General features: G+C 66.2%; 13 protein-coding genes. 3 read left to right on the top strand and 10 right to left on the bottom strand.

Annotated features, from left to right (window positions below; all coding sequences use genetic code 11):
• Positions 1 to 97 precede the first annotated feature (97 nt).
• Positions 98 to 1,405 (top strand): aspartate aminotransferase family protein, encoded by a 1,308-nt coding sequence (locus ASD05_RS26880; protein WP_056599095.1) that lies wholly within the window; start codon positions 98 to 100, stop codon positions 1,403 to 1,405.
• On the opposite strand, the gene ASD05_RS26875 is transcribed toward ASD05_RS26880, so the two are convergent.
• From ASD05_RS26875 to ASD05_RS26845, 7 genes are read right to left on the bottom strand one after another with little or no spacing between them, the layout of a single operon-like run.
• Positions 1,402 to 2,481: an NAD(P)/FAD-dependent oxidoreductase gene (locus ASD05_RS26875; RefSeq protein ID WP_082572399.1), complete on the bottom strand. Its 1,080-nt coding sequence runs from the start codon at positions 2,479 to 2,481 to the stop codon at positions 1,402 to 1,404. The genes ASD05_RS26880 and ASD05_RS26875 overlap by 4 nt on opposite strands.
• Complete coding sequence (gene fdxA / locus ASD05_RS26870; RefSeq protein WP_056599092.1) at positions 2,439 to 2,768, bottom strand: ferredoxin FdxA; 330 nt, start codon at positions 2,766 to 2,768, stop codon at positions 2,439 to 2,441. Before fdxA ends, ASD05_RS26875 begins: the two co-directional genes overlap by 43 nt.
• Positions 2,769 to 2,809: 41 nt before the next feature.
• The gene (locus tag ASD05_RS26865; RefSeq protein WP_056518184.1) at positions 2,810 to 4,150 is read right to left on the bottom strand and encodes a sulfate adenylyltransferase subunit 1; all 1,341 of its coding nucleotides are present in this window, start codon (positions 4,148 to 4,150) and stop codon (positions 2,810 to 2,812) included.
• Positions 4,150 to 5,103 (bottom strand): sulfate adenylyltransferase subunit CysD, encoded by a 954-nt coding sequence (cysD, locus tag ASD05_RS26860; RefSeq protein ID WP_007839298.1) that lies wholly within the window; start codon positions 5,101 to 5,103, stop codon positions 4,150 to 4,152. The genes ASD05_RS26865 and cysD overlap by 1 nt, the downstream gene beginning before the upstream one ends.
• Before the next feature lie 43 nt (positions 5,104 to 5,146).
• The gene (locus ASD05_RS26855) at positions 5,147 to 5,767 is read right to left on the bottom strand and encodes a phosphoadenosine phosphosulfate reductase family protein (protein ID WP_056599085.1); all 621 of its coding nucleotides are present in this window, start codon (positions 5,765 to 5,767) and stop codon (positions 5,147 to 5,149) included.
• Positions 5,768 to 5,787: 20 nt separating this feature from the next.
• Positions 5,788 to 6,183: a DUF934 domain-containing protein gene (locus ASD05_RS26850; protein ID WP_056518187.1), complete on the bottom strand. Its 396-nt coding sequence runs from the start codon at positions 6,181 to 6,183 to the stop codon at positions 5,788 to 5,790.
• Positions 6,180 to 7,958 (bottom strand): nitrite/sulfite reductase, encoded by a 1,779-nt coding sequence (locus ASD05_RS26845; RefSeq protein ID WP_056599082.1) that lies wholly within the window; start codon positions 7,956 to 7,958, stop codon positions 6,180 to 6,182. The genes ASD05_RS26850 and ASD05_RS26845 overlap by 4 nt, the downstream gene beginning before the upstream one ends.
• Positions 7,959 to 8,252: 294 nt before the next feature.
• On the opposite strand from ASD05_RS26845, the gene ASD05_RS26840 reads away from it, so the two are divergent.
• Together ASD05_RS26840 and ASD05_RS26835 are read left to right on the top strand one after the other, a co-directional pair.
• Complete coding sequence (locus tag ASD05_RS26840) at positions 8,253 to 8,609, top strand: hypothetical protein (RefSeq protein WP_056599079.1); 357 nt, start codon at positions 8,253 to 8,255, stop codon at positions 8,607 to 8,609.
• Between the two features lie 12 nt (positions 8,610 to 8,621).
• Positions 8,622 to 9,503, top strand: a complete 882-nt coding sequence (locus tag ASD05_RS26835) for an AraC family transcriptional regulator (protein ID WP_056599075.1) — start codon at positions 8,622 to 8,624, stop codon at positions 9,501 to 9,503.
• Positions 9,504 to 9,578: 75 nt separating this feature from the next.
• Here the strand turns inward: ASD05_RS26835 and ASD05_RS26830 are convergent, their stop codons facing one another.
• Genes ASD05_RS26830 through gsiD form a run of 3 tightly spaced genes read right to left on the bottom strand, consistent with a single transcriptional unit; the run spans position 9,579 to position 12,401 of the window.
• Positions 9,579 to 10,400 carry a M55 family metallopeptidase gene (locus ASD05_RS26830; protein ID WP_056599072.1) on the bottom strand — a complete coding sequence of 274 codons (822 nt, stop codon included), beginning with the start codon at positions 10,398 to 10,400 and terminating at the stop codon, positions 9,579 to 9,581.
• Complete coding sequence (locus ASD05_RS26825; RefSeq protein ID WP_056599069.1) at positions 10,397 to 11,470, bottom strand: P1 family peptidase; 1,074 nt, start codon at positions 11,468 to 11,470, stop codon at positions 10,397 to 10,399. Before ASD05_RS26825 ends, ASD05_RS26830 begins: the two co-directional genes overlap by 4 nt.
• 10 nt (positions 11,471 to 11,480) lie before the next feature.
• Positions 11,481 to 12,401, bottom strand: coding sequence for a glutathione ABC transporter permease GsiD (gene gsiD / locus ASD05_RS26820; protein ID WP_056599066.1), 921 nt, complete (start codon positions 12,399 to 12,401; stop codon positions 11,481 to 11,483).
• Positions 12,402 to 12,404 lie beyond the last annotated feature (3 nt).

Raw genomic sequence — 12,404 nt, 5'->3', positions numbered from 1 at the left:
GCGGCAGCCTGCTTGACTGTATAAACAAAATAAATTGAGCATTGATCAATAAATTTCGCTGCATGCGAAGGGCGCGTCATCCCGAAAGGACATCGCCATGGCCCATGCCGACATCGACCAGGCCCTTGCAGCCGCGCACCGGCGCTTCACCGAAGGCAACCCGGCGAGCCTGCGCCAGTTCGAGGAACAGGCGCGCTACATGCCCGGCGCCAACAGCCGCTCGGTGCTGTTCTACGCGCCGTTTCCGCTGACCATCGCCAAGGGCGAGGGCGCCGCGCTATGGGACGCCGACGGCCACCGCTACGCCGACTTCATCGCCGAGTACACGGCCGGCGTCTACGGCCATTCGGCGCCCGAGATCCGCGAGGCCGTCGCCGAGGCGATGAAGGGCGGTATCAACCTCACGGGCCACAACCTGCTCGAAGGCCGGCTCGCAAGGCTCATCTGCGAGCGCTTTCCGCAGATCGAGCAGCTGCGCTTCACCAACTCGGGCACCGAGGCGAACCTGATGGCGCTGACGGCGGCGCTGCACTTCACAGGCCGCCGCAAGCTCGTCGTGTTCTCGGGTGGTTATCACGGCGGCGTGCTGGGCTTCGGTGCCAAGCCATTGCCAACGACCGTGCCCTTCGATTTCCTGGTGCTGCCCTACAACGACACGCAGGTCGCACGGGAGCAGATCGAGAAACACGGCCCCGAGATCGCCGCCATCCTCCTGGAGCCGATGCAGGGCGCGAGCGGTTGCATTCCGGGCCGCCTGGAGTTTCTGCAGGCGCTGCGCGAATCTGCCACGCGCGTCGGCGCGCTGCTGATATTCGACGAGGTGATGACTTCGCGCCTGGCACCGCACGGCCTGGCGAACAAGCTGGGCATCCGCTCGGACCTGACCACGCTGGGCAAGTACATCGGCGGCGGCATGTCCTTCGGTGCCTTCGGTGGTCGTGCCGACGTGATGGCGCTGTTCGACCCGCGCACCGGCCCGCTGGCCCATTCGGGCACCTTCAACAACAACGTGCTGACGATGGCGGCCGGCCATGCGGGGCTCACGAAGCTGTTCACGCCGGAGGCGGCGGGCGCGCTGGCCGGGCGGGGCGATGCGATGCGGACACGGCTCAACGCGCTGTGCGCAAGCGAGGGCGTCGCGATGCAGTTCACCGGCATCGGTTCGCTGATGAACGCGCATTTCGTGGGCGGGGAGGTACGCAGCACGGACGACCTGGCGCCGGTGGATGCCCGCCTGCGGCAGCTGCTGTTCTTCCACCTGCTGAGCGAGGGTATCTATACCTCGCCGCGCGGTTTCGTCGTGCTGTCGCTGCCGTTGACCGATGCGGACATCGACCGCTACGTGGCCGCCATCGGCAGGTTCATCGGCGAGTACCGGGCGCTGTTGCCCGGTGCCAGGAACTAGCGGGAGCCGGCCACGCCCAGCAGCTCGTGCAGGCGGGTGCTGGTGGTCGTGTACTGCAGCGGCACGGCCTTGCCCGGAAAGACGATGGCCGTGGCGCCCCAGGCCGCCAGCGTGGCTTCGTGGAAGCCGCAGACGATGAGCTTCTTCTTGCCCGGGTAGGTGTTGATGTCGCCCACCGCGAACACACCGCGTTCGCGGGTTTCGTACTTCTCGGTGTCCACCGGCACCTGCTTGCGCTCCAGCTCCAGCCCCCAGTCGGCGATGGGGCCGAGGCGCGGCGAGATGCCGAGGCAGGCGACCAGTGCGTCCAGCGGCAGGTCCAGCGTGGTCGCATCGGGCGTGGTGATCTGCAACTGCCTGCCATCGAAGGCGGTGGGCTGGCCGACCTTGAAGGCCAGCTTGCCCTCGGCCACGAGCGTACGCATGGCCGACACGGTGGCTTCCTCGGCCTGGAAGCCGTCGCGCCGGTGCACCAGCGTGACCTGCTTCACGATGGCGGTGAGCGCGATGGCGGTTTCGAGCGCGATGTCGTCACCGCCGTTGACCACCACGGTCTGGCCGGTAAAACGCTCCAGCGAATCGGGGTGATAGAAAAGCGATGCGCCCTCGAATTGCGCAATGCCCTCGACGGCGATGCGCTTGGGCACGAAGGCGCCGACGCCGGCCGCGATGAACACCGTCTTGGCGAGGAAAGCGGTGCCAGCCGAGGTGGTCAGCAGCAGCCGCTCGTCGGCCTGCCTTTCGAGCGTGGCCACCTGCTCGCCGAAATGGAATTGGGGCTTGAAGGGCGCAATCTGCTCCAGCAGCGATTGCACGAGGCCGCGGCCGCTGGTGACCGGCGTGCCGGGAATGTCGTAGATCGGCTTGTCGCCGTAGAGCGTCACGCACTGGCCGCCCGCGGCGGGCAGCGCATCGACGATGTGGCAGGAGATCTCGAGCAGGCCGAGCTGGAAGGCCTGGAACAGCCCCACGGGGCCGGCGCCGACGATCAGCGCGTCGGTTTCGATCGCAGCGGCGGTGGCGGCCGGCTGGTTCAGCGGACCAGCTCCCCGATCTTGTCGGTCTTGTCTTTCCACTCTTCAGCATCAGGCAGCGCCGGCTTGCGCTTGGTGATGCTCTTCCAGCCGTCGGCCAGGGCCAGCTCGGCGTTGATCTTGATGAAGGCGATCTGGTTGGCCGGCAGGTCTTCCTCGGCGTAGATCGCGTTGACCGGGCACTCGGGGATGCAGACCGCGCAGTCGATGCACTCGTCCGGATCGATCACCAGCATGTTGGGACCTTCGCGGAAGCAGTCGACGGGGCAAACGTCCACGCAGTCGGTGTATTTGCAGCGGATGCAGGCTTCGGAGACGACGTGGGTCATTTGTCTTTTAACGTCAGTTTGATCGGGGAAAACCCCAGATTTTAGGCCCTTGCGGCGGCAGGCTGCACGAGCACGGCAGCAGCGGTCTTGTGGGAGGCGGTATCGACCAGCACCAGCGAGCCCAGTGCACGCGATTGCGTGAAGGGCAGCACGGCCAGCGGCTGCTGCAGCGCGAGCACCACGTCGCCGATGGCGTTGGCTTCCAGCTGCGTTGCCGGCTCCGATTCGAGCGTCGTGATGTTCACGCGATCGACGATGCGCGCCACCTTGGCCTTGACCCAGCGGTGGCCCTGCAGCGCCCAGTACACACGGCCCGCGACCAGCGGCTCGTCGTCGAGCCAGGCCACGGTGGCGGTGATCTCGCGCACCGGCTCGAAGGCCTCGGGCGCCAGCAGCCAGTCGCCGCGCGACACGTCGACCTCGCGGTCGAGCACGATGCCGGCGCTGTGGCCCGCATGCACCGACTTCGGCTGGCGCGTATGGCTCAGCACCTGCGCGACCGTGGCGGTCTGGTTGCTCGGCAGCACGGTCACGCGCTGGCCGGGTTCCACATGGCCCGAGGCGACGCGGCCCCAGAACACGCGGCGGCCTTGCGAGGTGTCGGCGGAGGCCGAGAACTTCTCGACCCACTGCACCGGAAAGGCGAAAGGCACGGCCTCGTCCTGCGCCGTCACGGGCAGTTCCTCGAGCAGCTCCAGCAGGCTGGGACCTTCGTAGCCGACCCAGTCGGCATGGCGCGTGGCCACGTTCCAGCCCTTGAGCGCGGAGATCGGCACGATGGCCGCGACCTGCACGCCGGCAGCTTCGGCAAAAGCGTTCAGCGCGGCCGAGATGCGCTCGAAGGCGAGTCCGGCGTCGTCGATGGCGTCGAGCTTGTTGACCGCGAACACGATCGACTGAACGCGCAGCAGGTGGCACAGCAGCGAGTGGCGGCGCGTCTGCGGCAGCAGCTCGCGCTTGACCACGGTGCCGTCTTCCACCTCGGCGGCCCAGGCCAGCTTGGTGGCGTCGACCAGCACCACGGCGGCGTCGGCGGCCGAGGCCGCCGTGACCATGTTGCGCGTGTACTGCTCATGGCCCGGCGCGTCGCCGATGATGAACTTGCGCTTGGCGGTCGAGAAGTAGCGGTAGGCCACGTCGATCGTGATGCCCTGTTCGCGCTCGGCCGAGAGGCCGTCGGTCAGGAGGGCCAGGTCGGTCTCGCCGCCGCGCTGCACGCCGGCGAGCTGGTCCTGCAGCACGGTCTTGCTGTCGACCAGCAGGCGGCCGATCAGCGTGCTCTTGCCGTCGTCGACCGAGCCGCAGGTGATGAAGCGCAGGGCGGTGCCGGTGTCGCCGTGAGCGGCAAGTTCTTGGGGGGAGGCTGTCGTCGTCGCGCTCATCAGAAGTAACCGTCTTTCTTGCGTTTTTCCATCGAAGCTTCGGAGGTCATGTCGTCCATCCGGGTCGCGCCGCGTTCGCTCACGTCGACCGACAGGGTTTCGAGCACCACGTCGCCCGCATCGGCCGCGAGGCTCTCGACCGGGCAGGTGGTCGTGATGTCGCCCACGGTGCGGAAGCGCACGTCGCGCACCTGCACCGTCTCGCCGTCGCGCGCCGGGGTCAGCCCGGTCACCGGCACCAGCAGGCCGCGGCGCTCGACCACTTCGCGCTTGTGCGTGTAGTAGATCGACGGCAGGCCGACGTGTTCGCGCTCGATGTATTGCCACACGTCGAGCTCGGTCCAGTTCGAGATCGGGAACACGCGGAAGTGCTCGCCGGGAGCGAGGCGCGTGTTGAACAGCGTCCATAGCTCGGGGCGCTGGTCCTTGGGCTGCCATTGGCCGAAGGAATCGCGGTGCGAAAAGATGCGCTCCTTGGCGCGCGCCTTTTCTTCGTCGCGGCGGGCGCCGCCGATCAGCGCGTCGAAGCGGAACTCCTCGATGGCTTCGAGCAGCGTCACCGACTGGTGCGCATTGCGCGATTCGCCGGGGTGCGCGAGGCGCACGGTGCCGCGCTTCATCGAGTCTTCGACACTGCGCACGATGAGTTCGGCGCCCAGCTCCTTCGCGCGCTGGTCGCGGTAGTCGGTCACTTCGGGGAAGTTGTGGCCGGTGTCGATCATCAGCAGCGGGTAGGGAATGCGGCCGGCGCCGAAGGCCTTTTCCGCGCACTTCAGCAGCACTAGTGAATCCTTGCCGCCCGAGAACAGCAGGGTGGGCCGCTCGAAGGCGGCCGCGACCTCGCGCAGGATGAAGACGGTTTCTTCTTCGAGTGCATCGAGGTGCGTGTTGGACAGGCGCGCGGGAGAGTGCATGGGCGGCTGCAGCAGTTCGGTTTCGGTACGGGCGTTCATCGGAGGGGATGCTGGATGCGGTGAATCGGTGAGACCTTGGCTCTCAGTGCGCAAGATGCAATCCGCACTCGCGGTTGTCTTCGCCCTTGGTCGGGTCCACGTAATCGAAGTTGTTCGGCAGGCCATGCGCCTCGCAGTACTCGTACAACTCCTTGGACGACCAGTGCAGCAGCGGTGCGACCTTGATCAGGCCGTCCGGGTTGACGCTGACCGGGTCCATCTGCGCACGAACGGCCGTGTCGGTGGCCCGCAGCGCGGTGAACCAGACCTTGGGCGCCGTCTCGCGCAGCGCGCGGGCAAAGGGCTCCAGTTTCACTTCTTCCGTGAAGGCGGCATGGCGCGGATCGTCGAGTGCCGGCGTCGGGCCCTCCACCGCTTCGCGATGCGCACGCGAGCGGCGCGGCAGGTAGATGTGCAAGTCCAGGCCCAGTTGCTTCGTCACCTCGTCGGCAAAGCGGTATGTGGCCTCGGTGTTGTAGCCGTTGTCCATCCAGATCACGGGAACATCCCGCTTGGCGCGCGTGACCATGTGCAGGATCACGGCCTCGAAAGGGCGGAAGTTGGTGGTGACGATGGTGGGCTGCCCCAGGCCGATCGCCCAGTCCACCAGGCCCTCGGCGTTGCGGCCGAGTTCGGCGTTGATTTTGGTGAGGTCCATGCTCATGGCTGAAGGTCTCTTGGGGCTCAGGTGCCGGCCACGAAGTGCGGCGCGGTCTTCACCGCATCGCCCTGGTAGAACGCGGCGAAACGGTCGAATTGGCGCTGCGCGTCGGAGGCGTCCACGCCTTCCTTGAGCACGGCGCTGGAGAAGCCGGTGCGTTCCATCTGCACCAGCTGGTCGATCAGCACGTCGCCGGTGGCGCGGATGTCGCCCTTGAAGCCCAGGCGGCGGCGCAGCAGGAAGGCCTGGCTGTAGGCGCGGCCGTCGGTGAACTTCGGAAAGTTCAGGTCGATGCGCTCGATGTCTTCCAGGCATACCTCGATGGCGAGCGGGTCTGCGTCGTTCGGCAACTGCAGCACTTTCGGGTCGCCGTCGTCCACATGTTCTTCGGCGGCCAGGATGTTCAGGTTCTTCTTCATGCTGCTTCCTCCACCTTGAAACGCGCACCGTTGGCCGCGGCCTTGAACGGGTCATGGCCCACGCGGCGCAGCGTGTCGATAAAGTTCTCGCCGCTCTCGCGGGTGTCGCGGTACGCGGTGAGCACGGCCTCGATCACGCCCGGCACTTCGGCCGCCGAGAACGACGGGCCGACCGCCTTGCCGGCCTGCGACGTGCCGCTGAGCGCGGAGCCGTCGGAGCCGCCAAGGGTGACCTGGTACCACTCCTTGCCGTCCTTGTCGACGCCCAGGATGCCGATGTGGCCGCTGTGGTGGTGGCCGCACGAGTTGATGCAGCCGCTGATGTGCAGGTCGATCTCGCCCAGGTCGTCGAGCTCGTCGAGGTCTTGGTAACGCTCGGTGATCGCTTCGGCGATGGGAATGGAGCGCGCATTGGCCAGCGCGCAGAAGTCGCCGCCGGGGCAGGCGATCATGTCGGTCAGCAGGTGCACATTGGCGCTGGCAAAGCCGGCAGCGCGGGCGGCAAGCCACAGCGCGTGCAGGTCTTCGGCGTGCACCCAGGGCAGCACGACGTTCTGGTCGTGCGTCACGCGGGCTTCGCCGGCCGAGAAGCGGTCGGCCAATTGCGCGAGCGTGTCGAGCTGGTCGGCCGAGGCATCGCCGGGCGCCTGCTTCAGGCGCTTGAACGACAGCGTCACGGCGCGCAGCGCGGGGTTCTTGTGCGGCGCCACGTTGCGCGCCAGCCAGCGGGCGAACATGACGTCGTCGGCGGCCTGGGCGCGCAGCTCGGCGTCGGTCTTCTCGGCGCTTTGCAGCACGCGGGTGGCGAGCGTCGGCGGCACGAAGGAGGCGGCCACGCGGTCGTACTCTTCCTGCGTGATGGTGTGCGGCGCGCCGTCGTGCTCGAGGATCTGCTTGTACTCGGCCTCGACGTCGTCGATGTAGCGCTGGCCCTCGGCCTTCACCAGGATCTTGATGCGCGCCTTGTAGATGTTGTCGCGGCGGCCATAGCGGTTGTACACACGAATCACCGCCTCGAGGTAATTCATGATCTGCTGCCAGGGCAGGAACTCGCGCAGCACGGTGCCGATGATGGGGGTGCGGCCCATGCCGCCGCCCACCTGCACGCGGAAGCCGATCTCGCCGGCCTCGTTCTTCACGATGTGCAGGCCCACGTCATGCCAACCGGTCGCGGCGCGGTCTTCGGTGGCGCCGGTGATGGCGATCTTGAACTTGCGCGGCAAGAACGCGAACTCGGGGTGCAGCGTGCTCCACTGCCGCATGATTTCCGCGAACGGACGCGGATCGGCGATTTCGTCGACGGCAATACCGGCGCGCTCGTCGCTCGTGATGTTGCGGATGCAGTTGCCGCTGGTCTGGATGCCGTGCATGTCGACCGAAGCCAGCAGGTCCATCACGTCGGCCGACTTGGCGAGCGGAATCCAGTTGAACTGGACGTTCTGGCGTGTCGAGAAATGGGCGTAGTGGGTCGGGAGCTTGTGGCTGCCGAGCAGGCCCTGCGTCTCGATGGCCTTCTTGTAGACCTCGGCTTCGGGCTCGTCGTACTCGCGGGCGATGCGGGCCAGCACGCGGATCTGGCGGCTGGAGAGCTCGCCGTAAGGCACGGCCACGCGCAGCATCGGTGCGTAGCGCTGGACATACCAGCCGTTTTGCAGCCGCAGCGGGCGGAACTCGTCCTCGTGAAGGCGGCCCTTTTGCCAGCGCTCGAGCTGGTCTCGGAATTGGGCGGCTCGTTGATGAACGAACTGTCGGTCGAATTCTGTGTATTGGTACATCGTGCGTGTGTCTTGAAGTGCAGTGCGTCCATCGCCCCAGCAAGAAGCCGAGATTCTGAAAGCCGGCCTTATGGAAACAAACTATTTTTTGGTTCGCGCCTTATGCGGATAAGCTTATTCGCCAGCATCCATGCGGGTTGCGGGGCGGTTGGATGCTTATTCCGGATAAGGCGCTGGCGCCGGCGAGGAGCCGCCGGACCGGCAATTCTGGCCTGAAAATAAGCACAAAATGTCCAAACGGCACGCAGGGGCTCGGCACCATGGCGTCTCCAAACCACTCGTCAGGAGCACACCATGAGCCCTTCGCTTCAATCCATCTGGGAGATCTATACCGCGTCATGGAAGGCAAATTCGGCCGCGGACAGGGAAGCCCTCTTTGCCCAGTCCCTCGACCCTGCCTGCACCTACGAGGACCCGCTGGCCACCGCCCAGGGCTGGGCGCAATTGACGGCCTGCATGGATGACTTCCACCGTCAAGTGCCGGGTGGCCATTTCGTCACACACTACTTTGCCAGCCACCATCGGCAAAGCATCGCCAAATGGAACATGCTGAATGGCAGCCGCCAGGTGATCGGAGAAGGCGTGAGTTACGGCCGCTACAACGACCAGGACCGGCTGGTTTCCATGACCGGTTTCTTCGAAACCGCTTGAGCCGATACGGCCGTGCTTTATCTCAGGCAAATACAGGAGGGCATCGACTTCATCGAGGCCCATCTCGAATCCGATATCCATCCCTCCGATGTCGCACGGGCCGCCGGGTTGAGCCAGTGGCATTTCCAAAGGATCTTCAAGGCGCTGACCAACGAAACCTTGAAGACCTACATCCGGTCGCGCCGATTTGCAGAGGCGATGGAGCAGCTGACCGGCACCCGGCTGAGCGTGCTCGATATTGCGCTGGCGGCGGGTTACGAAACCCAGGAAAGCTTCACCCGCGCCTTCAGGGAGTGCTTCCGGTTGACGCCGTCGCAATACCGCAAGATGGGAAACCGGTCGCTTTTCATCCGGAAGATCCGGTTCGACCAAAGCTACCTCGCGCACCTTCACCAGAACATCTCCCTGACGCCCGACATCAAGGCGCAGCCGGCCATGCAGATGGTGGGAATGCCCACCGACTACTACGGCATCGATTCTGAAAAAAACAACCTCGGCCAGAAACTGCCTCCCCTGTGGGCCCAGTTTCTGCCGCGATTGAAGGAGATTGCCCATGCGGTGCCCGGAGTCTGCTACGGCGTCGTGGCACCGGCGGGGCCGCACAGCGAACAGTTGCGCTATCTCGCATGCACCGAGGTCCGCGGCCCTGGCGAACTGCCGCTCGGCATGGTTGCCATGCAAGTGCCTGCATCGACCTACGCGCGCTTCACCCATCGGGGCGCCGCCCAGAAGATCGACGCGACGGTGAACTACATCTATTCCAGCTGGATGTTGTCGTCCGGAAAGTCGCACACCCTGGGGCCGGACCTTGAAATATACGATTCGCAGTACCACCCGACGTCGGACACATCCGTCATGCACTACGCGATCCCCATCGCATTACCCGGGCCCTGAGCGCCACTGAAACGGGTCCGCCAACGCCATGCCCGCCAGCGAAGCGCTGGCACCGTCTCCCCCGACCGCCCGATATCAGCGCAGCATCGACGACATCGCCGAACAGCAGTTCAGCATGCGCACCGCAGCCTCCACCGTCTCGGCGTTGAAGCGCAGGGTGACGCCATCGACCCGCTCAAACGCTGGCCACTGGCAAAACAGATCAGCCATCATCGGCGACTGGGTGCGCAGCGTGACCACTTGCGAACCTTTGAAGACCAGCGGCCTTGCATTGCCACGCGCAGCCAGCGCCTCGGCCACGCCGGCACGGATCGCCTTGCGCGACTGCTCCGGCGACAGCGACACGCCGCTGTTGAAGCCCGTCGCTTTCTTCGTCTCGACAAACGCCGCATGCGGGAAAAGTGCGCGGTTCTCGGCGATGAACACGTCGTCTCCGCTGCCCATCACCACCGGCACGCCGTACTCGCCTGCCAGCGCGCCGTAGAGCCCGGCCTCGCCCAGCTCCTGGTCGCCGAGCCGGATGCCGGCAAAGGCAAAGCTGTTGATCGTGTGAGCGAGGATGCCCCGGCCCTGCGCGCGCGAGTGGTAGCCCACCATGCAGACCGCTTCCACGCCTTCTTCCTCCACGCCCGCCACCATGCTTAGGTAGCGCGGCTTGCCCTGCACGACGCGGGCGCGGGGGTCGAGCACGTCGGGCGGCATGTTGCGAAAGCCGCCGTGCGAGTCGTTGACCAGCACCTCGGTGGCGCCGGCATCGAAGGCCCCGGCAATCGCGGCATTGGCCTCCTGCGTCATCAGCAGGCGAGCACGCTCGAATTCCGGGTTGCCGGGACGCGTCTGCTCCGAGTGGTAAACGCCGGCAACGCCTTCGATGTCGGTGGAGATCAGGACTTTCATGAAGGGATGCTCGATTCCGCAAAGGAAGAAAGAGAAGAGGGCGGCAGAAGCTCGGACAGCGCCTGCCGGTGGTTGCCATCGCGGCCGGTGACGGCCGTGGCACGCCAGAGCGCGTGAAGAATGGCTTGCTCGGTGCTGTCGGCCGCAGCCTGGAAAAGCCCGTCGAGCAGCCCGTCGTGCACCATCGCAATGGCCGGCATCGGCCGGTCGATGCGATCGGGCACGGTGTAGGCGGTGGAGAAGGCCAGCACGATGTCGCCGCTGCCATGGCCGAAGACCGAGCCGGTGCGCGCCAGCCCCGCGCCCGCGCGCAGCGCCAGCCGGCGCAGCTGGCGCGCATCGAGCGGCGCGTCGGTGGCGACCACGATGATGATCGAGCCTTTCTCCGGCTCCTTGCATTCGGCCGTGCCGTGCGCCGCCAGCCGCTCGCCGACGGCATGGCCGGCCAGCACCAGCTGCGGCTGGCGCCCGTAGTTCGCCAGCACCAGCGCCCCCACGGTATGCACGTCGCCGTCCAGCGCCGACACGCGTCGCGAGGCGCTGCCGATGCCGCCCTTGAACTGGAAGCTCGACATGCCACGCCCCGCGCCGATCGAGCCCTGCGCGAAATCGGTGCCGGCGCCGTCGAGCGCGCGAAGATAGTCCGCCTCGGTCACGGCCAGCCGCTGGATGTCGTTCAGAAAACCGTCGTTGCACTCGAAGACCAGCGGATTGACCGTGGGCAGCGAACGGCCGCTCTCGGGGTTGGCCGCCACGCAATGGCGGATCTGCGCCGTGGCAACCGTGCCGACCGAGAAGGTGTTGGTCAGCGCAATCGGCGTCTCGAGCACGCCGAGCTCGGCCAGCTGCACCAGTCCCACGCTCTTGCCGAAGCCATTGAGCACCACGGCGGCCGCCGGCACCTTGTCGCGGAACGGATCGCCGGCATGCGGTCGCACGACCGTCACGCCGGTCTGAACACCGCCGTCATCCAGCGTCTGGTGGCCGACTGTGACGCCTTCGACGTCGGTGATGGCGTTGCGCGCGCCCTGGAGCAGGTTGCCGATGTAGGGCAGGGTGATGGATGGCATGAACGAAGAATTACTGCCGGTCGATCTTCGGATCGAGCGCGTCGCGAAGCGCATCGCCCAGCAGGTTGAAGGCGAGCACGGTGAAGAAGATGGCCAGGCTGGGGAACAGCGCCACGTGCGGCGAGGTCACCATGTCGGCGCGCGCCTCGCTGAGCATCGCGCCCCATTCGGGCGTCGGCGGCTGCGCGCCCATGCCCAGGAAGGAGAGGCTGGCCGCCGTGATGATCGAGGTGCCGACGCGCATCGAGAAATACACCACGATCGAGGAGATGGTGCCCGGCAGGATGTGCCGCACGATGATGGTCCAGTCGGATGCGCCGATGCTGCGCTCGGCTTCGATGTAGGTCTGCTGCTTGAGCACCAGCGTGTTGCCGCGCACGAGCCGCGCGAACGCTGGCACGCTGAACACCGACACCGCCACCACCACGTTGGTCATGCTGCTGCCCAGGATGGCGACCACGCCGAGCGCGAGAAGAATGCCGGGGAAGGCGAACAGCACGTCGGAGATGCGCATCACGATGCGGTCCCACCAGCCTTCGTAGTAGCCGGCCAGCAGGCCGAAGGCGGTGCCGATGATGCCGCCCAGCACCACCGACAAGAAGCCCGCCATCAGCGAGATGCGCGCGCCGGCCAGGATGCGGCTGAAGATGTCGCGCCCGAGTGGATCGACGCCGAACCAGTGCGCGGCCGAGGGGCCGGTGTTCAACATGTCGTAGTCGAAGAAGTTCTCCGGATCGAAGGGCACGATCCAGGGTGCGAACACTGCGACGAACACCAGCAGCAGCACGAACACCGCGGCGACGATGCCCACGGGTTGCTTCTTGAAGCGGCGCCAGCATTCGCCCCAAGGGGTGCGGACCTTGCCGGCGGTTTGAACCGCCACGATGGGCTGAGTGATCGGATCGGCAGTCGCGCCGGTAGCTTGCGTCATGGC

Origin of the sequence: Variovorax sp. Root434, from assembly GCF_001426595.1 — a bacterium.
Lineage (GTDB): Bacteria > Pseudomonadota > Gammaproteobacteria > Burkholderiales > Burkholderiaceae_C > Variovorax.
Note: the sequence above shows the minus strand (reverse complement) of the source record. Positions and strands in the feature narration are given on the sequence as shown.